This window comes from Streptomyces hiroshimensis (assembly GCF_014650335.1).
Taxonomy (GTDB): Bacteria; Actinomycetota; Actinomycetes; order Streptomycetales; family Streptomycetaceae; genus Streptomyces; species Streptomyces hiroshimensis.
This window is the reverse complement of the sequence record NZ_BMUT01000014.1, coordinates 24,011-49,391: the sequence shown is the minus strand read 5'-3', so window position 1 is coordinate 49,391 and position 25,381 is coordinate 24,011. Positions and strand designations below refer to the sequence as shown.

29 protein-coding genes and 1 riboswitch are annotated in these 25,381 nt (G+C 72.9%); of the genes, 10 read left to right on the top strand and 19 right to left on the bottom strand.

Annotation, left to right across the window (positions count from 1 at the left end; all coding sequences use genetic code 11):
- Positions 1 to 30 precede the first annotated feature (30 nt).
- Entirely contained in the window at positions 31 to 315 is a 285-nt protein-coding gene (locus IE241_RS27570; protein ID WP_190024561.1) for a hypothetical protein, read from the bottom strand.
- A 90-nt stretch (positions 316 to 405) separates the two neighbouring features.
- Positions 406 to 756: a hypothetical protein gene (locus IE241_RS27565; protein ID WP_190024560.1), complete on the bottom strand. Its 351-nt coding sequence runs from the start codon at positions 754 to 756 to the stop codon at positions 406 to 408.
- A gap of 215 nt (positions 757 to 971) precedes the next feature.
- Here IE241_RS27565 and IE241_RS27560 point away from each other — a divergent pair, with 215 nt between their 5' ends.
- Together IE241_RS27560 and metE are read left to right on the top strand one after the other, a co-directional pair.
- Positions 972 to 1,364: a hypothetical protein gene (locus IE241_RS27560; RefSeq protein ID WP_190024559.1), complete on the top strand. Its 393-nt coding sequence runs from the start codon at positions 972 to 974 to the stop codon at positions 1,362 to 1,364.
- An 80-nt stretch (positions 1,365 to 1,444) separates the two neighbouring features.
- A riboswitch (cobalamin riboswitch) is annotated at positions 1,445 to 1,655 on the top strand.
- A 181-nt stretch (positions 1,656 to 1,836) separates the two neighbouring features.
- Positions 1,837 to 4,161: a 5-methyltetrahydropteroyltriglutamate--homocysteine S-methyltransferase gene (gene metE / locus IE241_RS27555; protein WP_190024558.1), complete on the top strand. Its 2,325-nt coding sequence runs from the start codon at positions 1,837 to 1,839 to the stop codon at positions 4,159 to 4,161.
- A gap of 64 nt (positions 4,162 to 4,225) precedes the next feature.
- Here the strand turns inward: metE and IE241_RS27550 are convergent, their stop codons facing one another.
- Positions 4,226 to 4,987 carry a TetR/AcrR family transcriptional regulator gene (locus IE241_RS27550; protein ID WP_190024557.1) on the bottom strand — a complete coding sequence of 254 codons (762 nt, stop codon included), beginning with the start codon at positions 4,985 to 4,987 and terminating at the stop codon, positions 4,226 to 4,228.
- A 114-nt stretch (positions 4,988 to 5,101) separates the two neighbouring features.
- On the opposite strand from IE241_RS27550, the gene IE241_RS27545 reads away from it, so the two are divergent.
- Complete coding sequence (locus IE241_RS27545) at positions 5,102 to 5,377, top strand: hypothetical protein (protein ID WP_190024556.1); 276 nt, start codon at positions 5,102 to 5,104, stop codon at positions 5,375 to 5,377.
- A 12-nt stretch (positions 5,378 to 5,389) separates the two neighbouring features.
- Entirely contained in the window at positions 5,390 to 7,126 is a 1,737-nt protein-coding gene (gene qcrB, locus IE241_RS27540; RefSeq protein ID WP_190024555.1) for a cytochrome bc1 complex cytochrome b subunit, read from the top strand.
- A gap of 28 nt (positions 7,127 to 7,154) precedes the next feature.
- Here the strand turns inward: qcrB and IE241_RS27535 are convergent, their stop codons facing one another.
- Complete coding sequence (locus tag IE241_RS27535) at positions 7,155 to 7,712, bottom strand: TetR/AcrR family transcriptional regulator (RefSeq protein WP_190024554.1); 558 nt, start codon at positions 7,710 to 7,712, stop codon at positions 7,155 to 7,157.
- Between the two features lie 238 nt (positions 7,713 to 7,950).
- Here IE241_RS27535 and IE241_RS27530 point away from each other — a divergent pair, with 238 nt between their 5' ends.
- Positions 7,951 to 8,751, top strand: a complete 801-nt coding sequence (locus IE241_RS27530; protein ID WP_190024553.1) for a hypothetical protein — start codon at positions 7,951 to 7,953, stop codon at positions 8,749 to 8,751.
- Here IE241_RS27530 and ctaF read toward each other — a convergent pair.
- The 10 genes from ctaF to gvpO all read right to left on the bottom strand — a co-directional run bounded on the left by ctaF (position 8,748) and on the right by gvpO (position 14,448).
- Positions 8,748 to 9,137 carry an aa3-type cytochrome oxidase subunit IV gene (gene ctaF / locus IE241_RS27525; protein ID WP_190024552.1) on the bottom strand — a complete coding sequence of 130 codons (390 nt, stop codon included), beginning with the start codon at positions 9,135 to 9,137 and terminating at the stop codon, positions 8,748 to 8,750. The two genes, IE241_RS27530 and ctaF, sit on opposite strands and share 4 nt — an antisense overlap.
- A complete protein-coding gene (gene ctaD / locus IE241_RS27520) occupies positions 9,134 to 10,816 on the bottom strand; it encodes an aa3-type cytochrome oxidase subunit I (RefSeq protein WP_190024551.1) in 1,683 nt (560 codons plus the stop codon). Before ctaD ends, ctaF begins: the two co-directional genes overlap by 4 nt.
- A 149-nt stretch (positions 10,817 to 10,965) precedes the next feature.
- Positions 10,966 to 11,244 carry a gas vesicle protein K gene (locus IE241_RS27515; RefSeq protein WP_190024550.1) on the bottom strand — a complete coding sequence of 93 codons (279 nt, stop codon included), beginning with the start codon at positions 11,242 to 11,244 and terminating at the stop codon, positions 10,966 to 10,968.
- Entirely contained in the window at positions 11,241 to 11,426 is a 186-nt protein-coding gene (gene gvpJ / locus IE241_RS27510) for a gas vesicle protein GvpJ (protein ID WP_190024549.1), read from the bottom strand. Before gvpJ ends, IE241_RS27515 begins: the two co-directional genes overlap by 4 nt.
- On the bottom strand, positions 11,423 to 12,307 hold the full coding sequence (locus IE241_RS27505; RefSeq protein WP_190024548.1) for a GvpL/GvpF family gas vesicle protein: 885 nt from the start codon (positions 12,305 to 12,307) through the stop codon (positions 11,423 to 11,425). Before IE241_RS27505 ends, gvpJ begins: the two co-directional genes overlap by 4 nt.
- Positions 12,297 to 12,698, bottom strand: a complete 402-nt coding sequence (locus tag IE241_RS27500; RefSeq protein ID WP_190024547.1) for a gas vesicle protein — start codon at positions 12,696 to 12,698, stop codon at positions 12,297 to 12,299. Before IE241_RS27500 ends, IE241_RS27505 begins: the two co-directional genes overlap by 11 nt.
- Entirely contained in the window at positions 12,695 to 12,910 is a 216-nt protein-coding gene (locus IE241_RS27495; protein WP_190024546.1) for a gas vesicle protein GvpG, read from the bottom strand. The genes IE241_RS27500 and IE241_RS27495 overlap by 4 nt, the downstream gene beginning before the upstream one ends.
- Positions 12,907 to 13,623, bottom strand: coding sequence for a GvpL/GvpF family gas vesicle protein (locus IE241_RS27490; RefSeq protein ID WP_190024545.1), 717 nt, complete (start codon positions 13,621 to 13,623; stop codon positions 12,907 to 12,909). Before IE241_RS27490 ends, IE241_RS27495 begins: the two co-directional genes overlap by 4 nt.
- Positions 13,620 to 14,039: a gas vesicle structural protein GvpA gene (locus IE241_RS27485; RefSeq protein WP_190024544.1), complete on the bottom strand. Its 420-nt coding sequence runs from the start codon at positions 14,037 to 14,039 to the stop codon at positions 13,620 to 13,622. The genes IE241_RS27490 and IE241_RS27485 overlap by 4 nt, the downstream gene beginning before the upstream one ends.
- 88 nt (positions 14,040 to 14,127) lie before the next feature.
- Positions 14,128 to 14,448: a gas vesicle protein GvpO gene (gene gvpO / locus IE241_RS27480; protein WP_190024543.1), complete on the bottom strand. Its 321-nt coding sequence runs from the start codon at positions 14,446 to 14,448 to the stop codon at positions 14,128 to 14,130.
- A 186-nt stretch (positions 14,449 to 14,634) separates the two neighbouring features.
- Between gvpO and IE241_RS27475 the strand changes: the two genes are divergently transcribed.
- The 4 genes from IE241_RS27475 (at position 14,635) to IE241_RS27460 (ending at position 18,064) form a co-directional block, all read left to right on the top strand.
- On the top strand, positions 14,635 to 14,790 hold the full coding sequence (locus tag IE241_RS27475) for a DUF5670 family protein (RefSeq protein WP_190024542.1): 156 nt from the start codon (positions 14,635 to 14,637) through the stop codon (positions 14,788 to 14,790).
- 167 nt (positions 14,791 to 14,957) lie between these two features.
- Positions 14,958 to 16,340 carry a glutamine synthetase family protein gene (locus IE241_RS27470; protein ID WP_229899890.1) on the top strand — a complete coding sequence of 461 codons (1,383 nt, stop codon included), beginning with the start codon at positions 14,958 to 14,960 and terminating at the stop codon, positions 16,338 to 16,340.
- Between the two features lie 67 nt (positions 16,341 to 16,407).
- Complete coding sequence (locus tag IE241_RS27465; protein WP_190024541.1) at positions 16,408 to 17,589, top strand: amidohydrolase family protein; 1,182 nt, start codon at positions 16,408 to 16,410, stop codon at positions 17,587 to 17,589.
- A gap of 55 nt (positions 17,590 to 17,644) precedes the next feature.
- Positions 17,645 to 18,064 (top strand): RidA family protein, encoded by a 420-nt coding sequence (locus IE241_RS27460; protein WP_190024540.1) that lies wholly within the window; start codon positions 17,645 to 17,647, stop codon positions 18,062 to 18,064.
- Positions 18,065 to 18,071: 7 nt separating this feature from the next.
- Here the strand turns inward: IE241_RS27460 and IE241_RS27455 are convergent, their stop codons facing one another.
- From IE241_RS27455 to IE241_RS27445, 3 genes are all read right to left on the bottom strand, one after another.
- Complete coding sequence (locus IE241_RS27455; RefSeq protein WP_190024539.1) at positions 18,072 to 19,331, bottom strand: hypothetical protein; 1,260 nt, start codon at positions 19,329 to 19,331, stop codon at positions 18,072 to 18,074.
- Between the two features lie 139 nt (positions 19,332 to 19,470).
- Complete coding sequence (locus tag IE241_RS27450; RefSeq protein ID WP_190024538.1) at positions 19,471 to 20,748, bottom strand: cytochrome P450 family protein; 1,278 nt, start codon at positions 20,746 to 20,748, stop codon at positions 19,471 to 19,473.
- Positions 20,749 to 20,842: 94 nt separating this feature from the next.
- Entirely contained in the window at positions 20,843 to 21,505 is a 663-nt protein-coding gene (locus IE241_RS27445; RefSeq protein ID WP_190024537.1) for a DUF4360 domain-containing protein, read from the bottom strand.
- A gap of 157 nt (positions 21,506 to 21,662) precedes the next feature.
- On the opposite strand from IE241_RS27445, the gene IE241_RS27440 reads away from it, so the two are divergent.
- Entirely contained in the window at positions 21,663 to 22,625 is a 963-nt protein-coding gene (locus IE241_RS27440) for an FAD-dependent oxidoreductase (protein ID WP_190024536.1), read from the top strand.
- Positions 22,626 to 22,684: 59 nt separating this feature from the next.
- Here the strand turns inward: IE241_RS27440 and IE241_RS27435 are convergent, their stop codons facing one another.
- Together IE241_RS27435 and IE241_RS27430 are read right to left on the bottom strand one after the other, a co-directional pair.
- Entirely contained in the window at positions 22,685 to 23,347 is a 663-nt protein-coding gene (locus tag IE241_RS27435) for an NADPH-dependent FMN reductase (protein WP_190024535.1), read from the bottom strand.
- A 104-nt stretch (positions 23,348 to 23,451) separates the two neighbouring features.
- Positions 23,452 to 25,326, bottom strand: coding sequence for a glycosyltransferase family 2 protein (locus IE241_RS27430; protein WP_444545156.1), 1,875 nt, complete (start codon positions 25,324 to 25,326; stop codon positions 23,452 to 23,454).
- Positions 25,327 to 25,381: the final 55 nt, after the last annotated feature.

Below are 25,381 nucleotides of genomic sequence, written 5' to 3'. Positions count from 1 at the left end.
GGGACCGGACGGCCCGCCGGGCGGCCCCGGCTACTCCTGCCGCACGTACAGCAGCAGACGGGCGAACAGGCCGGGCCGGGCGGGAGGCGCCCCGCGGGGCGCGGCCGGCCCGGTCTCCGCGACAGGGAGGCTCGCGCCGGGCCCGGCGGGAGGCTTCTCCTCGGCCGGGCACACGGGGTCGGCGCCGTGGGGGGCGTTCTCGGTGCCCGGAGGGCGCTCACCGTCGGTGGGGGCGGGCTTGGGGTCTGGGCCGTGGGCGCGGTAGACCTGGGCGCGCAGGTACGCACTCAGGACACGCGCGGGATCGAGGGGCATGACGTCTCTCTGCTCTCGTGCCTGCCGGTGTGAAGGGAATTCCGCACGCGAGGCCCGCCCTCGTACGGGCAGGGGCGGGCGCGGGCCTTCTCAGCAGCGCAGGACGTCGTTGCGCGCGGGGCCCGCGGCCGCCGCGGAGCCCTCGGCGCCGGCCGGGGGTGCCGGCGGGCAGGGCGGGGCTGCCGGGGATGCGGCGGCCCCGAGGGGCGGGAGGCACGAGCGCCTGGCGGGCGAGACCGAGGCGCGGGGCGTGCGGGTGTCCGCGATGCAGTCGTCGGTGGCGGCGAACTCGACGGAGACGGAGCTCTCCTCCGGGCCGGTGCCCAGGGCGAGGACCGTGCCGCTCCCTCCGGAGAACAGCAGCAGGACGGAGACCAGCACGGCGACCGCGGCCCGCACGGCGGGCTGCCACGGCGGCGGCGCTGGACTCCACAGGTTCATGCACCAAGCGTAATCAGTCAATTACTTTCGGCGCATTCCACCGTTCGGGTGAGGCCGTTGAATCCGACGCTGCATCTTCCTGCGGGAGCCGGGTACCTGGCCCGGATGGTCGCACAGCCCGCGCCAGAGCACCCCGGCGCGCCGTACGGTCGAGGCAGGGCCTCCCCGCACGGCGGCAGACCCCCGACCACGGCCAGGACGGCGAAGGAGGAGCAGTGACGGATGCCCGGGAGAGTGCGGACCACGTCAGCGTGCATCTGACGGACTGCGGCCACCAGGACGCGGGCGCCGTCTTCGGCGTCCTGGAGGCCGTCTTCCCCGAGGCCGGGCCGCCGCGCAGCGAGACCGGGCCGGGCAGTCCCGGCGCCGGCCCCATGATCTGGTGCATGAGCGTCGACACCCGGACGCGCGCCGGCGGCGATGCGGGGCAGGCGGAGAAGACGCCGCTCTCGGGCTCGGTGACCGCCGATCTCTTCGGCGCGGCCGACCCCGTCCGCCAGGTCAAGGAAGAGCTCGAACAGGCCTTCGCCGTCGAGCACCGGGGGCACGTCTCCGGCGAGCACGAGATGGAGCTGCGCCTGCGCCTGGCCACGCGAACGGCCTCCTGAAGAACGCCCGTTCGTGCGTCGCGTGTCCCACACCACAGTCCGGTATCCGAACAGGTCTGTCCGTGGGCCCGTCCGGCACCATAGGGTGACGGTGCAGCCGGTTCGCCCTGCTCGCCAGGCAGGCGCGTCGCAAGAGGGAACCCGGTGGGAATCCGGGACTGCCCCGCAGCGGTGAGCGGGAACGACCGCCGTCATACGCACTGGATCCGTACGGATCCGGGAAGCGACGGCCAGTAGGTGCCATGTGGCGTGCCCGCGAGTCCGAAGACCTGCCGACTGCCCGTGCGCTGCCGAGCGCACGGAGATCCCGGTGACCTCGAGGGCGGGTCGGCGCACATATCAGGCGGGCACGGACGGCGGCGCACAACGCGACCGCATTCCGGCGGCAACCCGCCCGGTTCTGCCGTTCCTTCGCGCCTTCCGCCCGTCCCCCGGGGTCATGGACGCACGCACGCTCGCGAAGGAGAGTTCCGTGACCAGCAAGTCCGCAGCCGCGGCAGCCCAGGCCACCGTGTACGGCTATCCCCGTCAGGGCCGCAACCGTGAACTGAAGAAGGCGATCGAGGGGTACTGGAAGGGCCGCGTCACCGCAGACGCCCTCCGGGACACCGCCGCCGCACTGCGCCGCACCAACTGGCAGCAGCTGGCGGATGCCGGCGTTCACGAGGTCCCCACGGGTGACTTCTCGCTCTACGACCACGTCCTGGACACCAGCGTCATGGTCGGCGCGATCCCCGCGCGGCACCGCGCGGCCGTCGAAGCCGGCTCCCTCGACGGCTACTTCGCCATGGCCCGCGGCACCCAGGACGTGGCGCCGCTGGAGATGACCAAGTGGTTCGACACCAACTACCACTACCTGGTCCCCGAGCTCGGCCCCGACACGGTCTTCACCGCGGACTCCACCAAGCAGGTCGCCGAGCTGAAGGAAGCCCTCGTGCTCGGCCTGACCCCCCGTCCGGTCCTCGTCGGCCCCGTCACCTACCTCCTGCTGGCCAAGGCCGCGCCCGGCGTCGCCGCCGACTTCGAACCGCTCACCCTCCTCGACCGGCTGCTGCCGGTGTACGCCGAGGTGCTCGCCGATCTGCGGGCCGCCGGGGCCGCCTGGGTGCAGCTCGACGAGCCCGCCCTGGTCCAGGACCGCTCCCCCGCCGAGCTGAACGCCGCCGGCCGCGCCTACCGCGACCTGGGCGGCCTCACCGACCGGCCCCAGCTGCTCGTCGCCTCCTACTTCGACCGGCTCGGCGAGGCCCTGCCCGTCCTCGCCAAGGCCCCCGTCGAGGGCCTCGCCCTGGACTTCACCGGGCCCGCCGCCGCCAACCTCGACGACCTCGCGGCCGCCGGCGGGCTGCCCGGCAAGCGCCTCCTCGCGGGCGTCGTCAACGGCCGCAACGTTTGGATCAACGACTTCGAGAAGTCCCTGTCCACCCTCGGCACCCTCCTCGGCCTCGCCGGCCGCGTCGACGTCTCCTCGTCCTGCTCCCTGCTGCACGTGCCGCTGGACGCGACGGCCGAGCGGGACATCGACCCGCAGATCGCCCGCTGGCTCGCCTTCGCCCGCCAGAAGACCGCCGAGGTCGTCACGCTGGCCCGCGGCCTGGCGCAGGGCACCGACACCATCGCGGCCGAACTGGCCGCCAACCGCGCCGGCCTGGCCTCCCGCGCCGGCTCGGCCATCACCCGCGACCCGGCCGTGCGCGCCCGCGCCGCCGCCGTCACCGAGGCCGACGGGCGCCGCTCGCAGCCGTACGCCCGGCGGGCGGCCGCCCAGCGCGCCCACCTCGGCCTGCCGCTGCTGCCGGTCACCACCATCGGCTCCTTCCCGCAGACGACGGAGCTGCGCACCGCCCGCGCGGACCTGCGCGCCGGACGCATCGACGACGCCGCGTACGAGCAGCGCATCGAAGCCGAGATCCGCGAGGTCATCTCCTTCCAGGAGAAGGCGGGCATCGACGTCCTCGTGCACGGCGAGCCCGAGCGCAACGACATGGTGCAGTACTTCGCCGAACAGCTGACGGGCTATCTGGCCACGCAGCACGGCTGGGTCCAGTCGTACGGCACGCGCTACGTCCGCCCGCCGATCCTCGCCGGTGACATCTCCCGTCCCGAGCCGATGACCGTGCGCTGGACCCGCTACGCCCAGTCGGTGGCGGGCCGCCCCGTCAAGGGCATGCTGACCGGCCCCGTCACCATGCTCGCCTGGTCGTTCGTCCGCGACGACCAGCCGCTCGGCGAGACCGCCCGCCAGGTGGCCCTCGCCCTGCGCGACGAGGTGAACGACCTGGAGGCCGCCGGGACGTCGGTGATCCAGGTGGACGAGCCCGCCCTGCGCGAGACGCTGCCGCTGCGGGCCGCCGACCACGCCGGGTACCTCGCGTGGGCGACCGAGGCGTTCCGCCTGTCCACCAGCGGCGTCCGCCCGGACACCCAGATCCACACGCACATGTGCTACGCGGAGTTCGGCGACGTCCTCCAGGCCATCGACGACCTCGACGCCGACGTCATCAGCCTGGAGGCCGCCCGCTCGCACATGCAGGTCGCCGCGGAGCTGGCCGTCGCCGGCTACCCGCGCGAGGTCGGGCCCGGCGTCTACGACATCCACTCGCCGCGCGTCCCCGGCGCGGACGAGGCGGCGGCGCTGCTGCGCAAGGGCCTGGAGGCGATTCCCGGAGAGCGCCTGTGGGTCAACCCCGACTGCGGCCTGAAGACCCGCGGCTGGGCCGAGGTCCGGGCCTCCCTGGAGAACCTGGTCACGGCGGCCCGCACGGTCCGGGCGGAGATCCCCGGCCGGGCCTCCTGACGGTGAAGTGACACGAGGGGGCGCGCGCCGGACGACCCGGCGCCCGCCCCCTCCTGCCGTACGGTCAGTGCGCGGGCAGGATCCGGTCGAGGTGGTAGTCCAGCGTCGTACGGACGTCGGCGAGCGTGCGCCGGCCGTGCAGCACGTCCATCCCCAGCCCCGTCACCCCCGACACCAGCAGGTCCGCCTCCCGTCCGGGGTCGGTGCCGGGCGCCGCTCCCGCCTGCCGGATCAGGCCGGCGACGAGCTGCTCGACGGGCTGGGAGGCGTGCAGGAAGACCTCGGCCAGCGCCGGGTCGGTCAGGCTGCGCACGTAGTACGCGACGAAGACGCGCAGGGCGCCGCGGCGCTGCTCGTCCAGGGGCAGGAACTCGTTCAGGACCGCCCCCAGCACCGCCCGCAGGTCCTCCGGGTCGTCCAGCGCGGCCATGCGCGCCCGGGCCCGCCGGTCGTTCTCCTCGTGCAGCAGGTGCAGCGCCGAGACGAGGAGGCCGTGCTTGCTCCCGAAGTGGTACTGGACGACGCGCAGGGAGACACCCGCCCCCGCCGCCACCTCACGCATGCTCGCCGCCTCCAGGCCCCGCTCCGCCGCGATCTTCCAGACGGCCTCGGCGATCTGACGCCGCCTCCGCGATCTCCCCTCGGCATGAGCGGCGGGTTCGGCGGCCGCGGGCGGCGCCGCTGCCGGCCGGCCGCGCGCGCCGGCCCGCCGCCGGTACGCCTTGGCCTGGCAGCTGCGCGAGCAGTAGACGGGCGGGCGGCCCCGGACGGCTGTGGCGAGCGGCGCCCCGCAGACACGGCACCCCACCAGATTTTCGTCACGCATAAAGGCACTGTACTCCGCTAGGAAATACGTGACGAAATAGCCCCGGTTGCCCGATTTTCATGCATCATTGATACAGTCGTATCAAGCAACCGAACCGTGATCGGAGGAGGCGTCGTGCACGAGGCCTGGTACAGGGTGATGTCCATCGTGGTGCTGATCGTGGGTGTCTGGGAGGGCCCGCTGGCGATCCTCTACCGGCTCGTCAGCGGCGACGAGGGCAGCGTCCTGCGAGCGGCGAACTATCTCCCCTCCCCCTGGTGCTACCCCGTGGCGGTCGCGGCGGCGGTCCTCACGTACGGCGTCCTGGCCGTGCTCGACACCGGGCACAAGAAGGCGCTGGCCCGCCAGAAGGCGCAGGACGACGCCCGGAGCGCCGCGCAGTCCGGGTGACACCCGGCGATCATGCGGTTGAGCTTCCGGCGCGCCGGTTACCCATCAGCCGCGGTCCCGCGCGTGGAAGCGGGTGCCGGCGAGCCGACAGGAGCGTGGCGGGTGAAAGAGAAGGTCCGTGCGGCGGCCCTGACCGGCTTCACGGCGCTGGACCGGCGGCTGCCGGCCGCCGAAGCGGCCAAGGCACTGCTGCGCAAGGCGTTCCCCGACCACTGGTCGTACCTGCTCGGGGAACTCGCCCTCTACAGCTTCGCCGTCCTGCTGCTCACCGGCTCCTACCTCACGCTCTTCTTCGATCCGGGCATGACGCAGAGCGTGTACGAAGGGCCGTACGAGCCGCTGCGGGGCCTGCGGATGTCGCAGGCGTACCTGTCGACGCTCGACCTGAGTTTCGAGGTGCGCGGTGGTCTGCTCATCCGGCAGATCCACCACTGGGCCGCGCTGATCTTCGTGGCCGCGATCGCGGTGCACATGCTGCGCGTGTTCTTCACGGGTGCCTTCCGCAGGCCCCGGGAGGTCAACTGGATCGTGGGGCTGACGCTGTTCGTCCTCGCGCTCCTCGAAGGGTTCGCCGGCTATTCGCTGCCCGACGACCTGCTGTCCGGGACCGGGTTGCGGACGGCGAACACGATCGTGATGTCGATCCCCGTCGTGGGCACGTACCTGAGCTCGTTCATCTGGCGCGGGCCGTTCCCGGGCCACATCGTCATTCCCCGGCTGTACGTCGTCCACGTGCTCTTCGTGCCCGGCGTGCTGATCGCCCTGATCACCGTGCACCTGCTCCTGGTGGTCTACCTCAAGCACACCCACTGGGCGGCGCGCGGCCGGACCAACCGCAATGCTGTCGGGACGCCCATGTTCCCGCAGTTCGCCGCCAAGTCCACGGGGCTGTTCCTGATGCTGTCCGGCCTGCTGACGGCGCTCGGCGCGCTCGCACAGGTCAACCCCGTGTGGGCCTACGGGCCCTACCGCACCGACCAGGTGGCGACGGACGCCCAGCCCGACTGGTACGTGGGGTTCCTGGAAGGGGCCCTGCGCGTCATGCCCCCGTGGGAGACCGTGCTGTGGGGGCACACCTTCATGTGGAACGTGCTCATCCCGGCCGTCGTCCTGCCCGGCGTGCTGTTCACGGGCCTGTATCTGTACCCCTTCCTCGAGAAGTGGGTGTCGGGCGACCGCACGGAGCACCACCTGAGCGACCGCCCGCGCAACCAGGCCGTCCGGACCGCCCTGGGGGTGGCCGGCATCGTCTTCTACGCCGTCCTGCTGGCGGCCGGCGGGAACGACGTGATCGCGTTCTCCTTCCGGGTCTCCGTCAACACCCTGACCTGGATCTTCCGCATCGCGGTCGTCGTCGGGCCGGTGCTGGCGTTCTGGGCCGCCCGGCGGATCTGCCTGGCCCTGCAGGCCCACGACCGCACGCTGCTGGCCGAGGGCCGGGAGAGCGGGAACGTCGAGCAGGACGTCCAGGGCGGGCTGGGCGAAGGCCACGAGCCGCTGTCCGCCGAACGCACCTATCGCCTGATGGTGCGTGAGATCCCGCGGCCGCTCGCGGCTCCCACAGGGGAGCTGCCGCGCAGGCAGCGGCTGCGGCTGGCCCTGAGCTCCTGGTACTACCGCGACCGCGTGGAGGTCCCGGTCACGCCCGAGCAGCGGCGCGCGGTCGAGGAGCGCACCGCCGCACCGGTCGAGCCCGACGAGCCGGCCCCGCCCACCGGGCCGAACGAGCCGGCCGAGCGCGGCACGTAGCCGCGGGCCCGGGCACGGCGCGCCGTCCCTACTGCAACAGCCGGCGCTGGATGAGCTCCATGACCTCGGCCGGGCCGCGTTCGCCGTGGTCGACGTCCAGGAGACGGTTGCCGATCCACACCATGAAGCACAGCGTGCAGCGGACCTCCACCTCGTCGGGATCGGCGCAGAATTCGCCGAACAGCTCGCGCAGGTAGTCCATCCGCCGGTTGTCGACGCGTCGCATCCGTTCCGCCACGGCCGGCTCGCGCCGCGACCAGTCGCGTATCGCGAAGTCGGTGAAGATGTCGGTGAGCAGGCCGTCACCGGAAGCGGCGACGGTGAACAGCCGCTGCAGCCTGGTCCGCGCGTCACCGCCGGCGGCCTCGACCTTCTCGATCAGCGCCGTGGTCGCGTCCCCTTCCCAGGCGTCGAGCATCTCCTCGAGCAGGGCCTGCCGGTCGGCGAAGTGCCAGTAGAAGCCGCCCCGGGTGACGCCGAGCGCCTTGGCCAGCAACTCGATCCGCACCGCCTCCACCCCGCCGGAGGTCAGAGCTTGAAGGCCCGCGGCAATCCAACTGCCGCGCGGGGTACGCGCCGTGGCCATGAGTCAGGTCACCTCTCCACCATCTATACAGCACTGTATGGATCTTCTATCGTCTTCCGTACAGCACTGTACGGATCGGCACGTGGGTGAGTACAGCTGGTTCCCCGACGGCGGGAGGTAGGGAATGAACACTCCGACGAAAACCATGACGCCGGATACATCGGATACAAACGCGAGGGTGCGCCTTGCACGGCCGTGGGCTTTGTGGGCCGCCGTGGCCGTAGCGACGATCACCGCGGTGCTGCACACGTTCGTGCAGACCACCCCGACCCTTGACGCACTGATGGCCGGCGACGCCGCTGCCGAGGGCCGGCAGGGGCTCCGGATGATGTGGCACGGCATGTCGGCGATCGCCTGGACCTACCCGGTCGTCCTGGTGCTCCTGCGGCACTGTCCGGCTGCGGTCACCAGGCCGGCACTCGGCTGCGTCGCGCTGCTGAACGGCTCACAGGCGGTGATGTACGTGGCGACCGGGCTGGGGGGCCACGGCATATCCGGGCTCCTGTCGGTGCCGGAGTGGGCGCTGCACGCTCCGGTTGCGGTCCTGGCCTGGCTGGCCCGTCCGGCCCGGCCCCCGGGCAGGCCGGCGCCACACACTCGCCGCAGCCGCGGACGGCTGGTGCTGCTGTGGCTCGCGATCGTCTTCTCCACCTTCATGGCGGTTTTCCATACCGTCAGCGGCACCTTCGACTCCTGGCCGGCCTACTTGCTGGACAGCGACACCGCCCTCGACCCGAAACTGACCCTGTACGCGATGTGGCTCTTCAGCTGCGTGCTGTTCTGGACGCTCCCGTTGACCGTGGTGTGGTCACTGCGGGCGCGCACAGAAGCGGGCCGGTTCCTCCTCGCCTACGTCGCCGTCCTCGTCGCGGCCCTGGCGGTCTCGTGGGCCGTCACCAAGGCACTCGGGATCGCACCCGACCTGACGCCGGCCGGGCCGGTATCCCTCGGCCTCAACGCCACTCTCACCGCCCTGAGCGCACGACCCCGGCCCCGGCCGAAGAGGCGGAACGCCGAAGAGGCGTCGCACTCTGCCTAGTCGCGCTGGACGTACTGGAAGGACATGCCGCCCACGCCCGCGGCCAGGACGCCGAACCCGATGATGAACAGCCACAGGCCGAAGACGATGCCCACAGCCGAGAGCGCGGCTCCCAGGGCGGTCAGGGCCGGGTAGGCGCTGCGCGGCGGGAAGAAGTCCAGGGGGCCCGCCCGCTCGGCGATGTCGGCCTTCTTGCGGTCCTCCGGCCGGGCTCCCCGGCGGCGGTAGTTCATGGTGAAGAAGAACGACATCAGCGACGCCATGATGAAGGAGACCGTCAGCGCCGCGGTCCCCGCGGGCTCGCGGCCGGAGAGCCAGACGTAGACGGCTCCGGTGCCGAGGAAGAAGCCGGCGACGCCGGCGAAGAGGACCGCCTCTGTCTTCACTTCGGGATGCTCCTCGTCTCCGCCGTCTCCAGGGATTCGGGGTGGTGCAGGTCGAAGGCGGGGGAATCGGAGCGCACCCGCGGCAGGGCGTGGAAGTTGTGGCGCGGCGGAGGGCAGCTGGTGGCCCACTCCATGGACCTGCCGTAACCCCAGGGGTCGTCCACGGTCACCTTCGGGGCGTGGCGGGCGGTGTGCCACACGTTGTAGAGGAACGGCAGGGTCGAGATGCCGAGCAGGAACGCGCCGATGGAGGAGACGGTGTTCATGAGGGTGAAGCCGTCGGCGGCCAGGTAGTCGGCGTAGCGCCGGGGCATGCCCGCCTCGCCGAGCCAGTGCTGCACCAGGAAGGTGATCTGGAAGCCGGCGAAGAGGGTGAAGAAGTGGATCCTGCCGAGGCGCTCGTCGAGCATCCGCCCCGTCCACTTGGGCCACCAGAAGTAGAAGCCGCCGAACATGGCGAAGACGACGGTGCCGAAGAGGACGTAGTGCAGGTGCGCGACGATGAAGTACGAGTCGGTGACGTGGAAGTCGAGGGGCGGGGAGGCGATGAGGACGCCGCTGAGACCGCCGAGCAGGAAGGTCACGAGGAAGCCCACCGCCCACAGCATCGGGGTTTCGAAGGAGATGCTGCCGCGCCACATGGTGCCGATCCAGTTGAAGAACTTCACTCCCGTGGGGACGGCGATGAGGAAGGACATCAGCGAGAAGAAGGGCAGCAGGACGGCCCCGGTCGCGAACATGTGGTGCGCCCACACACTGGCCGACAGCATCGTGATGGCGATGGTCGCACCGACCATCCCGGCGTAGCCGAAGAGCGGCTTGCGGCTGAAGACCGGGATGATCTCGGTGATCACGCCGAAGAACGGCAGGGCGACGATGTAGACCTCGGGGTGGCCGAAGAACCAGAACAGGTGCTGCCACAGCACCGCGCCGCCGTTGGCCGCGTCGAAGACGTGCGCGCCGAACTTCCGGTCCGCCTCCAGGCACAGCAGGGCCGCGGTCAGCACGGGGAAGGCGAGCAGCGCCAGGATGGAGGTGAAGAGGATGTTCCAGGTGAAGACCGGCATGCGGAACATCGTGAGGCCCGGTGCGCGCAGGCAGACGATGGTGGCGATGAAGTTCACCGACCCCAGGACCGTGCTGAGGCCCGCCACGACCAGGCCCATCGCCCACAGGTCGCCGCCGGCTCCGGGCGAGAAGACGGCGCTGTTGAGCGGGGCGTAGGCGAACCACCCGAAGGGCGCGGCGCCGCCGGGGACGACGAATCCGGAGACGACGATCAGCCCGCCGAAGAGGAACAGCCAGTACGTCATCGCGTTGAGCCGGGGGAAGGCCACGTCCGGGGAGCCGATCTGCAGGGGCATCACGGCGTTGGCGAACCCGGCGAACATGGGCGTGGCGAACAGCAGCATCATGACCGTGCCGTGCATGGTGACCAGCTGGTTGTACTGCGCGGTGCTGACGATCTGCAGCCCCGGCCGGGCCAGCTCCGCCCGTATCACCATCGCCATCATCCCGGCGAACAGGAAGAAGCAGAACGCGGTCACCAGATACATGTTCCCGATCGTCTTGTGATCGGTGGTGGTGACATAGGTGAGCATTCTGCTGCCCAGCCGGAGCCGCGGGCTGTCGGCGGTCTCCGCCGTCTCGTCGGGTCTCTCCTGCTCCAGCTGCGGCATCGCCCCTCCGTTAAGCCCGTGCCCGTTGCGGCGGGCGCCTCGTGTGTAGCCGTGGGCGCCGTCGCACAAACCAGGGATGGGCCATTCGGACGGTGGGGCGCCGGTCACTCGCGCGGCAGGGGCGGATCGCTCGCGCGGCAGGGACCGGGTCACTCGCGCGGCAGGAGGGAGCCGAGCGGGCCGAGGTCGAGGTTCAGGTCGTGCGGCTCCAGTCCGTAGCGGGTGCACAGCTCCTGCATGCGCCGCTCCAGCAGCATCAGCGTGAGGCCGATGCGCTCCTCCTGGTCCTCGCTCAGGTCACCGCGCTCCACGCGGCGCAGCGCCTGGCGCTCCATCAGCTGACGCAGGAGCTCCACGACGGTCAGCACGAGGGTGACCAGGTCGCGTTCGACGGCCTCCTCGTCCAGCTCCAGCCGGCGCGCCGTCATGGACGGTCCTCCCCTTCGACCGAGCTGATGAGCGCGCGCAGGTCGACGCGGACGAGGTCGACGTCGGCGATGCTCAGGGTGAGGTCGCCGGCCAGCACGACGCCTCCCGCGAGCAGCCGGTCGAGGAGGTCGAGCAGGGACAGGCGCCGCTCGGCGAGGGGACCGCTGCCGGTGCCGGTCATGCCGTGCCCGTGTCGTGGGCGGGTTCCCGCGACGGCTCGCCGGCCACGAAGGAGTACGGCGCCCACGGCCCCGTCAGCTCCACCCTCAGCCCGTCCTGCGGTGCGCGGCCGGCCAGTCCGGCGACGGCTGCGGTGAAGGCGGGACCGCGCTCGCGGGGCACGAGGTAGGCGGCGTTGAGGACGTTGCGGCCCGGGTGCCCGGTGAAGCGGGGGTTCTGCGGCGGGTAGAGCCGGGTCTCCTCCGCGAGGGTGGCGAGGGCGGCGTGGATGCCGCGCGCGGCCTCGTCCACGTGCCGCCACTCCTCCTCGCGCGCCTGGCGTTCCGCGGCACGCTGCCGGAGGTAGTCGCGGCCGGACGTGGCGGCGCGCGGCGCTCGTGGGCGGGCCCGGGAACGCGGGCCCGGGAGCGGGGGCGGGGGCGGGGGCGTCGCGGCCGGTGCTTCGGCGGCCCCCTCCGCAACGGTGTGGATCTTGACTCCCCACTCGGCGCGGCCCTCCAGCCGGTCCAGGGCGGCGCCGAACGCGGTGTGGCGGGCCGTCAGCATGCGGCGCACGCCTGCCTCGTCGCGGTAGACGGTCGCGAGCCGCAGCGGCAGGACGCACGGCGCGCCGGCCGACGCCGCGTCGACCACCCGCTGGTGGCCGCGCGCGACGTGCTCCAGCCAGGCGAGGTCCTCAAGCCGCTCGCGCAGCCCCTCCTCGTCGAACTCGGCCGCGGGGACGGACCCCACCAGGACCACGAGTCCGCCTTCCCGCACCGCGCGCACCGGCTCGCCGGCGACGCCCGTGGCGCCGGTGACCGTGCCGGGCCCGTCCCCGGCTGCACCGGTGTCCCGCAGGACGGCGTAGGCGTACAGCAGTTCCGTACGGTCACGGTTCACCGGGACCCCTCCTTTCGGCTCCTTCAAGCTCTTCGAGCCCGTCGCGTGTGTCCCCGTCGCGTGCTCTTCCGTCGCGTGCTTCCCCGTCGTGTGCTTCGAGTTCGGCGATGCGGGACCGCAGCCGTGCGTTCTCCGCGTCCAGTGCGCGCCGGCGGGCGCCCGAGGAGAGGGAGGGATCGCTCTCCCACCAGTCGATCCCCATCTCCCGGGCCTTGTCGACGGAGGCGACGACCAGGCGCAGCCTGATGGTGAGGAGTTCGATGTCGAGCAGGTCGACACGGATGTCGCCGGCGATGACGATGCCCTTGTCGAGCACGCGCTCCAGGATGTCGGCGAGGTTCGCCGAGCTGCTGCTGCCGCCGGGGAGCGACGGCGCCGGTCGGCCGGTCATGCCGCGCCTCCTCCTGCGGGCCGCTGCCCGGCCGCCTCCATGCGGTCCAGCAGGGCGTCCTCGCGCCGGTCGAACTCCTCCTCGTCGATGGCGCCGCTCACCAGCTGCTCCTCGAGCACTTCGAGTTCACGCCGGACGGCCGCCGGGTCGTGGTGGAGGCGCTCGGCCTCGGCGACGACGCGGCGCAGCACCCAGCTCACGAAGGTGATCACGTGGCGAAGCTGTACGGCGGGAGCGGACCGTTGACCTTGATGTCCAGCTGCGGGTGACGCTCGCCGAGCCGCCCGGCCTCCTCCAGCGGCCGCCGGGATGCGGACTCCTCGACGAGCAGGGACAGGTTCAGGAACCAGCCCGCGCTCTGCGGGCCGTCCCGGTGGTCCTCGGCCAGGGGCGCCAGCGCGTCGCGCACCAGCGCGGCGTCCTGTGCCTCGCGTTCGCGCATGCTGTTCGCGACCTTTTCGCCGAAGCGCAGGCGCTGTTCGTACGAGCCGCCGCCGGCGGTCCGGTTGGCCTCGGCGAGGGCCCGCAGCCCGGCGTCCTCGGAGAGGACGAGGTGCAGGGCGGCGTCCTCCCGGTGGAGGACCTTGACGTTGTACTCGACGCGGCCGGCGAGCCGGTCGAGCTGTTCCTCGTAGCGCCCGCAGTGCTCGGAGAGCACTTCGGCCACGTTCTCGTCGCTGTCGGAGACGCTGCCGAAGCGCATCGGCAGCACGGGGGCGCGGCGGCCGGCCGCCGCCAGCACCTGCTGGTGGGCCAGCAGGTCACGGCGCTTGGGGCGCAGCTGCTCGGGGCAGTCGCTGACGACCGCGGCCAGGCCGGCCCGGCTCACCACCCGCACAGGGCGTGGCGGGTCCCCGATGCCGGTGAGGCCGTCGGGCAGGTGGGTGCTGCCGGCGCGCGCGATGCCGTAGACGTAGGTGCTCACTCGGTGTCCTCCTTCTTGCGGGAGGTGGAACGGCGGCTGCGGCTCGGTTCCTCGCCGCGGTCGCGCACCTGGTGAATGGCGTCGGAGACGGTCTGGGCGGCGCCGGAGAGGGCGCCCTTGGTCTTGCCGTGGGCGCCGCTCTCGGTCACCTCGCCGACGAGTTCGGGCAGGCCGGCGCTCTTGTGGGGTCCGGATTCCAGGTCGAGGCGGTTGCAGGCCTCGGCGAAGCGCAGGTAGGTGTCGACACTGGCGACGACGACGCGTACGTCGATCTTCAGGATCTCGATGCCGACCAGCGAGACGCGTACGAACGCGTCGATGACCAGCCCGCGGTCGAGCACCAGTTCGATCACGTCGTACAGACCGCTGGTGCCGCCGGCGGAGCCGGTGCCCGGTTGCGCAGGGACAACGCTCATCTCGGGCGGTTTCCTCTCGTCTTGTTCTCTCGTCGCGTTGTTCTCTCGTCGCGACGGGACCGGTGCGGCGGCGCTCGCGGCAGGGGGCTCAGCGGGCGTCGGACCTGCCGCGCTCGTAGCGCCGGACGCGGCGGTAGCCGGTGAGCAGGCCGTCGGGGCCGAGGGTCAGCTCGTAGAGCGCCATGACGCTCATGGTCTCGGGGATCCGGGCGACCTCGACCGCCTCGGCCTCCAGCGTCCAGCCGTCCTCGGTCCGTTCGAACCGGGAGACGCCTTCGGGCTGCAGTCCGGTCAGTTCGGCGAACTGCTCGCGGGCCGCGCGGAGTACCTGGGGTGCGGTGAGGTCCGGCCGTGTTCCCGCTTCCGGGCCCGTGCCGGTCTCGTCGGGTTCGTCTGCCTTATCAGTCATGAAGGGCCTCGCCCTGCGGATACCGCGTCCCGGCGGACCCAAACCCGCGATCACGGTCCGTCCGCCCCGGCCTGCGTTTCCCGGCCGGGCGCTGCAGGCGGTCAGGAGCACGCGCCCGGGCGACCGGGCGCACTGCGCTCATGAGGGCGCCGTTCGGGGGCATGCGACCGGATGGAGGTGAACCCCATGGTTCCACTGCTCATCGTCCTGCTCCTCGCCCTGCTCCTCTTCGGCGCGGGCTTCGCCCTCAAGATCCTCTGGTGGGTCGCGCTCATCGTCATCGTGCTCTGGCTGCTCGGCTTCCTCGTCCGCTCCGGCGGCGGGCGCTGGTACCGCTGGTAGCCCGCGCCGCACCGCTGCGGAAGCCCCCTACCACGGCGGCCGCCCGGCTGCCGCCGCCCCGGCCCGGGCGTCACCGGGCCGGGGCGTTCTTTGCCCGCGGGGCCCGTCACCGTACGGTGTAATGGCCCGCACAGGGCAGTTGAGGGCACCGGCACCCGGGAGCGAGCGTGGACACACCCCCGCACGAGGCCGCGGCCTCGGCAGCGCGCCAGGAGGCGGCGCGCCTGACGGCCAAGGACATCCACGGCGTCGCCCTGACCTGGGTCGACAACGCGGGCATCGCGCGCGTCAAGGCCGTCCCCACGGCCCGGCTCGCCCACGCGGCGCAGTGGGGCGTCGGCATGTCCCCCGTCTTCGACGTGTACCTCAGCGACGACTCCGCCGTCACCAGCGCCCACATCGGCGGGCCCGACGGGGATCTGCGCCTCTTCCCCGACCTCGGCCGGCTGACCGTGCTGGCCGCCCAGCCGGGCTGGGCCTGGGCCCCGGCCGACCGCTGCGAGCAGGACGGCGCTCCCTACGCGGCCTGCCAGCGCGGATTCGCGCGGCGCATGGCCGGGCACGCCGCACAGTCCGGTCTCGAACTGCGCATGGGCTACGAGACCGAATGGGTCGTCACACACGCGGCCGAGGAGGACGGGGCCGCGGAGGCGCCCGGCCGCACCCGCCGCTATGCGGGCCCCGGCCCCGCCTACGGGATGACCCGCGTCACCGCGCTCTCCGGCTACGTGCGCGACGTCCTGGAGGCCCTGGCAGCCCAGGGCATCGACGTGCTGCAGATCCACCCGGAGTACTCCCCCGGCCAGTTCGAGGTCTCCACCGCCCCGGCCGGCCCGGTGGCCGCCGCCGACGACGCGGTGCTCGTACGGGAGACGATCCGCGCCGTGTCCGCGCACCACGGCCTGCACGCCACGTTCGCCCCCGTGGTCGAGCACGGGGCCGTGGGCAACGGTGCGCACCTCCACCTCAGCCTCTGGAGGGAAGGCAGCAATCTGTGCCGCGGCGGCGAAGGCCCCTTCGGCATGACGCGGATCGGCGAGGCGTTCCTCGCCGGGGTCCTCCAGGCGCTGCCCGCGCTGCTGGCCGTCACCTGTCCGCACCCCGCCGGCTACCTCCGGCTCTCACCGTCCATGTGGGCCGGTGTCTTCCAGTGCTGGGGACCCGAGAACCGGGAAGCCGCCCTCCGCTTCATTCCCGGTCCGGCGAAGGACCTCCAGGGCGCCAACGCCGAGATCAAGTGCATCGACGCGACGGCCAACCCGTACCTGGTGGCCGGCGCGGTCATCGCCGCAGGGCTCGACGGCATCGACCGGCGGTGCACCCTGCCGGACCCCGTCAGCGGCGATCCGGCGGTCACCCACGCCGGAGTCCCCCGCCTGCCCACGAGCCTGCCGCAGGCCCTTGAGCACTTCCGCGGCTCCGCTCTCCTGCGCGAGGCCTTCGGCGACCCGCTCTACGAGGCCTTCCTCGCCGTCCGCGAGGGCGAGTACGCGCGCCTGCAGCACCACACCCCGGAGGCTCTCGTCGAGGACCTCCGGCACCGTTTCTGAACCTGACCGGCCCTGACCGACCGGGGCCTGCCCGGGCCGGACCGACGTCGCGAAGAAGGCAGCAGCCATGGCGAACCGGACAGCGACCGCACCGCCCGCCGAACAGCCCTCCGGCGGCGGCCTGGTGGACCACCACTGCCACGGCGTGGCCCGGGGCCCGCTCACCGCGTCCCGCTTCACGGCGTACTTGACGGAGTCCGACGCGCCCGCCGCCGACGGCACCACGTTCTTCGACAGCCAGCTGGGCTTCGCCGTGCGCCGCTGGTGCCCGCCGCTCCTCGGGCTCCCGGCCCACTGCGCGCCCGCCGACTACCTGGCCCGGCGCGCCGCACTGGGCGCGGACGAGGTGAACCGGCGGCTCCTCGGCGCCACCGGGATCACCGACTACGTCGTCGACACCGGACTGGCCGACGACCTCACCACCCACCACGAGCTCGCCCGTGCAGGCGGAGGGCGCGCCCACGAGATCGTCCGGCTGGAGACGCTCGCCGAGCACACGGCGGACAAGTCAGGCAGCGGCCGGGAGTTCCTCGACGGCCTGCAGGAAGCCGTGCACGCGGCGGCCCGCTCCGCCGTGGGCTTCAAATCGGTGGCCGCCTACCGCCACGGGCTCGACTTCGACCCGGCCCCGCCGGGCCCCGGGGAGCTGCGGGCCGCCACGGACGGCTGGCTGGCCGGGCGGGAGCCGGGCGGTCGCCTCCACGACCCCGTGCTCCTGCGCCACCTCCTGTGGACCGCGGCCGGGACCGGGCTGCCCCTGCAGATCCACACCGGCTTCGGCGACCCCGATCTGCGCCTGCACCGCAGCGACCCTGCGCTGCTCACCGACTTCATCAAGGCCGTACGGCCGACGGGCTGCCCGCTGGTCCTGCTGCACGCCTACCCGTACCACCGCAACGCGGCCTATCTCGCCGGGGTGTTCCCGCACGTCTACGCCGACGTCGGGCTCACCCTCTCCCACACCGGGGCGCGGGCCACGGCGGTCCTCGCCGAAGTGCTGGAGCTGGCTCCGTTCGGAAAGGTCATGTTCTCCACCGACGCCTACGGGCTGCCGGAGCTGTACGTCGCCGGCACCCGCCTGTTCACGCGGGCGCTCGGGCAGTTGACGCAGGCGTGGGTGGACGACGGTGCGTGGCCCGCGGCCGAAGTGCCCCGGATCGCCGGGCTGATCGGATCGGAGACCGCGCGGCGGCTCTACCGGCTCCCGGCCTGGACTCCCGGCTGCGTGAGGCTGCGTGAGGCCGCATGAGACCGCGTGAGACCGCGTACAGGCCGTGCGCGGGCCGTAGGGCAGGATGCCGTTCATGAGCGAACGCACCCACCTCACATACCTCCCCGCCCCCGACGGGGTCGCCCCCGCCACCGGCTACACCCACGTGGTCACGGGCACCGGCCGGCTGGTGGCCGTATCGGGGCAGGTGGCGCACGACGAGCACGGCAGGCTCGTGGGCGCCGGCGACCCCGAGGCCCAGGCCCGGCAGGTCTTCACCAACCTCCGGCGCTGCCTCGCGGCCGCGGGGGCCTCCTTCGACGACGTCGTCAAACTCACCTACTTCGTCACCGACATCGCCGACCTCCCGGCCGTCCGCGCCGCCCGCGACTCCTTCCTCGACCCTACGCGGCTGCCCGCGAGTTCGGCGGTCCAGGTCGGTGCGCTCTTCCAGCCGGAGCTGCTCCTCGAAGTCGAGGCCCTGGCCGTCGTCCCGGAGGACCGCACCGCCTGATGCGGCATCAGTGGGCCACCGTGGGCGGGACCTCCTGCGCTTCCTGCAGCCGCATCCGGATGTGCTCGGCCGCGCCCTCGCCTCCGGGAAGCCGCTCCCACAGCGCGAGCAGGGCGGGGGCGAGGCGGACCGCCCGGTCGCCGCTGTGCTGCCAGCAGAAGTGTGCCCGCTTCACCGCCGCCAGCACCTCCCCGTCGGCGGGTCCGCTGCGGCCCAGGCGTCCGCCCGCGGCCGTCATCCACAGCTCGGCGGCCCGCGCGTGGTCTCCGGCCATGCGGGCGAGGTCCGCGCGGACCTCGACCCACAGCCCCGCCTCGGGGCTGTCCGGTCCGTAGCGGCGCAGGGCCTGCTGCTCACCCGCGGCGGCCATGGCCGCGGCCTCGTTGTGCCGGCCGGCGTGGGCGGCGGCCAGGATGACCGGCAGCAGATCGTCCTGGGGCTGGGCCGCCGGCTCCGCTGCGGGGACGGGCGCCGCCGGTGCCGCGGCCTGCACCGGCGCGGGCTGCGGCACGGGAGCCGGTACGGGCGCCGCCGCGGGCCGTGGCCGGGGCTGTTGCCGGGGCCGGGGATGGGGCCGGGCGGGCGCGGCGACGTTGGCCAGGACCGGTCCCGGCACGCCCCACTGCAGAGGCAGCGCTTCCTGCCCCGGACCGGCCCCTAGCAGGGCCTGCCGGTGCAGGGCGGACGCGTCGAGCACGGCGCCGGCCCGGTGGTCACCGGTCTGCAGCGCTTCCAGGAGCGCCCGCGTGTACGGGCCGGCTTCGCGCGCGGCGACCGGCGGGACGGGGTTGACGACGCCGAACAGCGGCACGCCCTGGGAGAGTTCCCCGGAATGCGCGCCGCTCTCCACGTGCGGCCGGGCGGCGGGGTCCGCCTCCAGGTCCGCCAGCACCAGCACCGGGCCCGCGTGGGCCTGCAGGGTGCGCAGCAGCCAGGCCCAGGGCAGGCCGGTGTAGCGGACGGTGGCCGGGGTGCTGCCGGGCAGGGCCAGGTGGAGCTCGCCGCCGCGGCGCGCCGGGATCATCAGCCGTCCGGTCACCCAGACCAGGAGCGGGCCGGGCACGGCCGCGGCGTGCTGGAGATAGGCCAGGGCGCTCTGCGGCCCCTCCACGGCGGGCAGTTGCACGACGTCGACGGCGTCCGCGGCGAGGAAGCGGCGGGGGTTGGCGCCCGCAATGGCATGTGCGGTCGGATTCGGCAGGACACCTCGTCGCCGGTCAGGCGTACCGTCCAGTAACAGCACACAACCCCGGACCGTGTCGACCACTACGCACTTCCTCCCTGGCAGCACACAAAGGCACAGGCCACTGTAGAGCCCATGGGCACGGGCAGGGGAAGAACGTCCCTCCCGCCACCCTGGACGGACGGGCCGGCGCACGGCCGGGCACGTCAACCCGGGGGCGGAATCAGCCGGTTCGTGTTCCGCCGGGCGCCATCGCGCTGACGGGGCGGACGGGAAGGTGCCGCGGGCCGCGGACGAGGAGGCCGGGGCGGTAGGCGAGCAGGGCGGGGTCGGCCGCGAGGGAGAGGCCCGGCATCCGGGAGCCCTCGCCGAACAGCATCGGAAGGGCGATCTCCGCTTCCAGCCGGGCCAGCCGCGAGCCGAGGCAGAAGTGCGGTCCGTGCCCGAAGGCCGCGTGCGGCGCGGCCCTTTCACCGGCCGCGGCGTAGCGGGCGGGCCGGAACGCGTCCGGCTCGGCGAAGGCCTCGGGGTCGCGGTTGGCGGCGGCGAGGACCACCAGGACCGAGGCGCCGGCCGGCAGGACCACGCCCTCGCCCAGGTCGACCTCCTCTGTCGTGCGCCGCCAGGTCGTCCCCTCCAACGGGCTCGCGTGCCGCAGGGCCTCCTCGACCACGGCGGCCCAGCGCCCGGGGCCGCCCTGCCGGGCCGCGGCCAGCTCGCCGGGGTGGGTGAGCAGCAGGAGCGAGGCGGACGCCAGAAGGTTCATGGTCGTCTCGTAGCCGGCGAAGAGCAGCAGGAACGCCATCGCCAGCAGCTCGCCGTCGTCCAGGCCGCCCTCGCCCGCGTCGTGGATCAGGGCGCTGAAGAGGTCGTCGCCGGGTATCCGGCGCTTCTGCGCGATGAGGGAGGTGAAGTAGGCGTGGAGGCGGGTCCACGCCTCGTCGACGGCTCCGGCGGGCAGGGCGTCGGCGGGCGAACCGACCCGGTATGTCCAGGTACGCAGGTCCGCCCGGTCCGCCGCGGGCACGCCGAGCACCTCGCCGATGACGAGGACCGGCAGCGGGAAGGCGAAGGCGTCGACGAGGTCGGCGGCGCCCTCGCGGGCCAGCTCCCCGGCCACGTCCGCCACCAGCTCCGCCGTGAGCTGCTCGATGCGGGGGCGCAGGGCGTCCACCCGGCGCGGGGTGAACGCGGCCGTGGTCAGCCGGCGCAGCCGGGTGTGGTCGGGGGCGTCGGTGTTGAGCATGTGGCGGGCGAGGCAGCCGCGGGCGCGCTGTGCCGGGGAGTCGGGTTTGGGGCGGCCCGCGGCGTGCGGTGGCACGTTGGAGAAGCGGGGGTCGGCGAGCACCTCCCGGGCCTGCCGGTAGCCGGTGACCAGCCAGGCCTCCGTGCCGTTGGCCAGCGCCACCCGCGCCGCGGGGCCCGCCGTGCGCAGGCGCGCGTAGTACGGGTACGGGTCGCGTGCGAAGCCGGGGTCCGCCGGATTGAGGGTATCGAGCACCCGTTCATCCTCGTCCGCCCCACCCGTTTCCGGACAGCGGGGCCGGCGCCAGCGCAGGCCCCGGGGTCCTGTGCGGTTCCCACAACCCCGGGGGCTACCGCTTCGGCGGGCACTCCTTCCAGGCGATGCGGTAGATGGTGTTGATGGCGGTGTCCGTGGAGTCCATGGCCATGAAGCTGGTGGTCTTCGTGGGGTCGGAGGTGCCGGCGTTGACGGTCAGCTCGGTGTTGATGTTGAAGTTGCGCCGCTCCCCGCAGGGTGCCCACACGTACTGCGCGATCTCGTTGGTGTCGGTCGCCTGCCAGTTGTCGTCGAGCGAGCCCTTGAACTGGTGGGACTTGACCGTGGTCTGCGACTGGCCCTGGAAGTAGTACGAGGCCTTCTGCTCGCCCGTGGCTCCGGGTTGGAGCTGGGCATATCCGCGGTAGTCGACGCTGGCGACGGCATACGTGAATCCGTGCGGCACATGGACGATCAGATTCAGCTGGCAGTTCTTGCGGAAGTCGGTCGGCTTCGCGCCGAGGCCCACCTGGGCGAGGTATTTGCTGTAGGTGACGGTGAAAGCGGTGTTGTCGAGGGAGACGCCCACGGCGGCGGAGCCGGCGGGACACCCGGAACCGTTGACCGTGGCGACCTCGATCACGATTTTATCGGGCGGCACGGTGATCGCGGGGGACGCTGCGTGCGCCGGCAGCACCGGGCCGCATATCGCCGCTATTGCCGCGCTGCAGAGGAAGAGAACTCTGGATCTGGACATGGCGCTCCTGTGGTTGGGGACTCCGGGGAATCTGAGGAACCTGAGGAATGGCGAAAAGCCGGATCCGGGTGGGGAATAAATTCCACAGGGCGGCGGAGAAGTCAACAGAACCGATATCCGGGGAAAGAGGTTCCGGACACGGGGGTACGGTGTCGGCATGGCGGACGATGTGATCGTCGTGGGATCCGGGGTCATCGGGCTGACCGCTGCCGTGGTGCTGGCGGAGGCCGGGCGGCGGGTCGGGGTGTGGAGCCGGGAGCGGGCGGCGGACACCACCTCCGCGGTGGCCGGAGGCCTGTGGTGGCCGTACCGGATCGAGCCCGAGGAGGCGGTCGCCGCCTGGTCGCTGGAGTCCTTCCGGGTGCTGTCGCAGCTCGCCGCCAGGCCCCGGGAGACGGGCGTCCGGATGGTCGACGGCACCCATGCGAGTACGGCGCCGGAGGAGCAGGGCCCCTGGACGGCCGGCGTCCCCGGGCTTCGGCCGGCCGGGCCCGGCGAGCTGCCCGCGGGCTACGGCCACGGTGTCCGGGCCCGCACCCCCTTGGTCGACATGACGGCATATCTCGGTCATCTCCAGCACCGGCTCGCGGCCGCGGGCGGCACCGTCACCGACCGGGACGTGCCGGACCTGGCCGAGGCCGGGCGCGCGGCACCGGTCGTCGTGAACTGCACCGGCCTCGGCGCCCGCGCCCTGGTGCCCGACCCGCTGGTGCACCCCGTGCAGGGACAGGTCGTCGTGGTGGAGAACCCCGGGGTGGACGAGTGGCTGGCCGCGGAGAACCACGGCACCGGCGAGATCCTCTACGTCCTCCCGCAGCCGTACGGGGTGGTCCTCGGCGGCACCGCACGGGAGCACGTGTGGGACCGCACTCCCTCGCCGGGCACGGCCCGCTCGATCATCAGCCGCTGCGCCCGGGTGCATCCGCGCCTGGCCGGCGCCCGCGTCCTCGCCCACCGGGTCGGGCTGCGCCCGGCCCGCTCCCCCGCGCGGCTGGAAACCGGCCGGCTGCCCGGCGGGGCACGGCTGATTCACAACTACGGGCACGGCGGCGCGGGCGTCACGGTGTCGTGGGGCTGCGCGCTCGCGGTGGCGGAGCTCGTGGCCGCGGAAGACGACTGAACGCGGGGGCCGGGGGGCGCCGGGTCCCGCGTGGGGGCCCCGCCGGCGGCCCCGGCTCGTCAGTCCTGGGCCCGCTGGGTGACCGGCGCGTCCGTGCAGTCGCCGAGGAACTCGTACCAGCGCCGGCGCAGGCAGACGTAGCGCGTGTCCGCCTCGACCAGCCGCAGGAACGCCGTCACCGATTCCACCAGCCGCGCGTGGAGCCCGCCGTCGGAGAGGTCACCGTCCGCGGTGAAGCCCTCGTGCGCCCTGGCGAGGCTGAACATGTCGGGGTAGACGCGCGTCCCCAGGTGTTCGAGCGGAACCCGCAGCGCCCACAGCCCGCGGTTGCCGCCGACCAGGGACGGTGACGCGGAGACCAGCAGGGCGTGCTTGTCCTTGAACGGCTGGGGCTGGACGCGGGAGACCCAGTCGATGGCGTTCTTCAGCCCGCCGGGCATCGAGGCGTTGTACTCGGGCGAGGAGATCACCAGGGCCTCGCACGCGGCCAGGCGGTCGCGCAGCGCGAGCGCTCCGGGCGGCAGGCCCTCGCCGGCCTCGGTGTCGCCGTTGTAGAGCGGCATGGAGAACTCGTCCATGTGGGCGTGGTCGACGTCCGCGCCGGCCTCGTCCCGGACCAGGCGGGCCACGAGCGAGGCCAGCCGGGCGTTGAGCGAGTCCTTGCGCAGCGACGCGCCGAGCACGAGTACGCGCATCGGGCCGGGTGCGGTGTCGGTACCCATGGTCCTGCCTCCCTCGGTCTTGTCCCCTTCGGTTCCGCCCCCTTCGGTCCTGCCTCCTGGGCGGTGCCTTCCGGCCGGGCCCCGCGGCCCCGCGGCGATCCGGGTCAGACGGTGCTGTGCCGGGTGCGGGGCCGCGAGATGGCCGCCCCACCGGTGCCGCTGCCGGTGCCCCGGCCGCTCGGCCACTGCCCCCGCACCCGGCCGGCCAGCCACACCCCCACCGGCCCCAGCGCCGTGAACAGCGCGAGGCAGGCCCACACCCGCATGGCCGTCGACGCATGCCCCAGCACCACCGACGCCGCCAGGCACACCCCGAAGACACACGCCCACCACAGGTGCGTGCGGAAGGTCGCCGCGCAGTCCCCCGACACCGAGGCGCCCTTCGGCGTCACCACGAAGCCCGAGCGCCGTCGCAGCAGCGCCTGTCCCAGCGCCCGGGCGTACAGCGGCGCCGACACCGCCGACATCACCATCCCGGCCACGCCGGAGGAGCCTTCCGGCTCGTGCGGGCTGACGTTGTGGCGGCGGTTGATGACGTACAGGCAGATTTGCAGCACGGCCGCATCGCCGTAGAGCATCAGCCACACCTGGGAGGGCACGTTGATCCCCGAGGCCCCGAGGCCGAGGAAGAGGAAACAGGAGACGCCGCCGAGGACCCAGGTCATGGCGGACATGGGGTAGTAGGCGACCAGCAGGCTGTAGTTCCACAGGCGGCCCGGGGACAGGGTCCACATGGCCCGCCCGAACTGCCGCAGGAGGGTCTCGAACGTGCCCCGCGACCAGCGCAGCTGCTGCGAGAAGAAATCCGTCCAGGAGGACGGGCCCTCCCCCACCGCCAGGACGTCGGGGGTGTAGACCGAGCGCCAGCGGCGGCCCGTCGCCGGGTTCTTCCGCCGGTGGATCTCCAGGCCCGTGGCCATGTCCTCGGTGATCGAGTCGTAGAACCCGCCGATCTGCTGCAGCACGCTCACCCGAAGGCAGTTGGACGTCCCCACGAACATCGGCGAGCCGTAGCGGTTGCCCGCCCGCTGCACCAGCGCGTGGAACAGGAACTGCTGGCTCTCCGCCGCCTTCGTCACCCGGGCCGAGTAGTTCCCGTACACCTGCGGCCCCACCACGAACGCCACGTCCGGGTCACGGAAATACCCCAGCATGCGCTCCAGGAAGTTCGGCAGCGGCACGTGGTCGGTGTCCACGCACGCCACGAAGTCGTAGCCGTGGCCGTGCGCGTCCAGCCAGGCGTTGTAGTTGCCGTGCTTCGTGCGGGCCCGGAACTTCCCCGAGGGGCGGTTGTACCGTGCCACGCCCTTCCGGGAGAAGTGCCGCACTCCCAGCCGCCCGCACAGCGCCCGCGCCCCCGGATCGTCCCCCTCGTCCAGCAGCCATACGTCCACCAGACCGTCGTAGCCGACCCGGACCGCCCCCTCCAGGGTCGCCGACACCATGGCGAGGGGCTCCTTCCCCGGCACGAACGTCGTGCAGAAGGCCACCCGGGCGCCCGGCTGCGCCCGCACCGGCACCGGATCGCGGGCCGCCCAGGAGGCGTGTGCCACCGAGACCACGTTCACCACGCGGAACACCTCGACCAGGCCCACCGACGCCAGCATCACCCCGTCCGCCGCCCCCAGCCATCCGCCCCGCACCACCCAGTGCCCCGGCCACACCAGCCACACGAGCACCCCTGCCGCCATCAACGGCGCCAGCGCCACCAGGAGTCCCACCCATACGCTCACCGCCCCCGCCCGGCCCTGCAGCCGCCGGTAGCCCACCTGGTACGTCCCCCGCGGCGGCTCCTCCATCGCTCCCGCCAGCCGGCTGAACCCCTCGTAGTCGTAGGTGCCGCCCGGGCCCGGGCCCACGGGAGGAGCCACGACGCCCCGTTCCCCCGCGGGCCCCGGCACGGCGCCTCCGCCACCGGCGCCCTCGCCGGCGACCACACCGCGCCCCGACACCTGCACTCCACCCACCACCACAACCACCACCCGCTCCCCCGCCGCCGGAACCACCACCAAAGGGGTTATTAGTCCGCAAAAC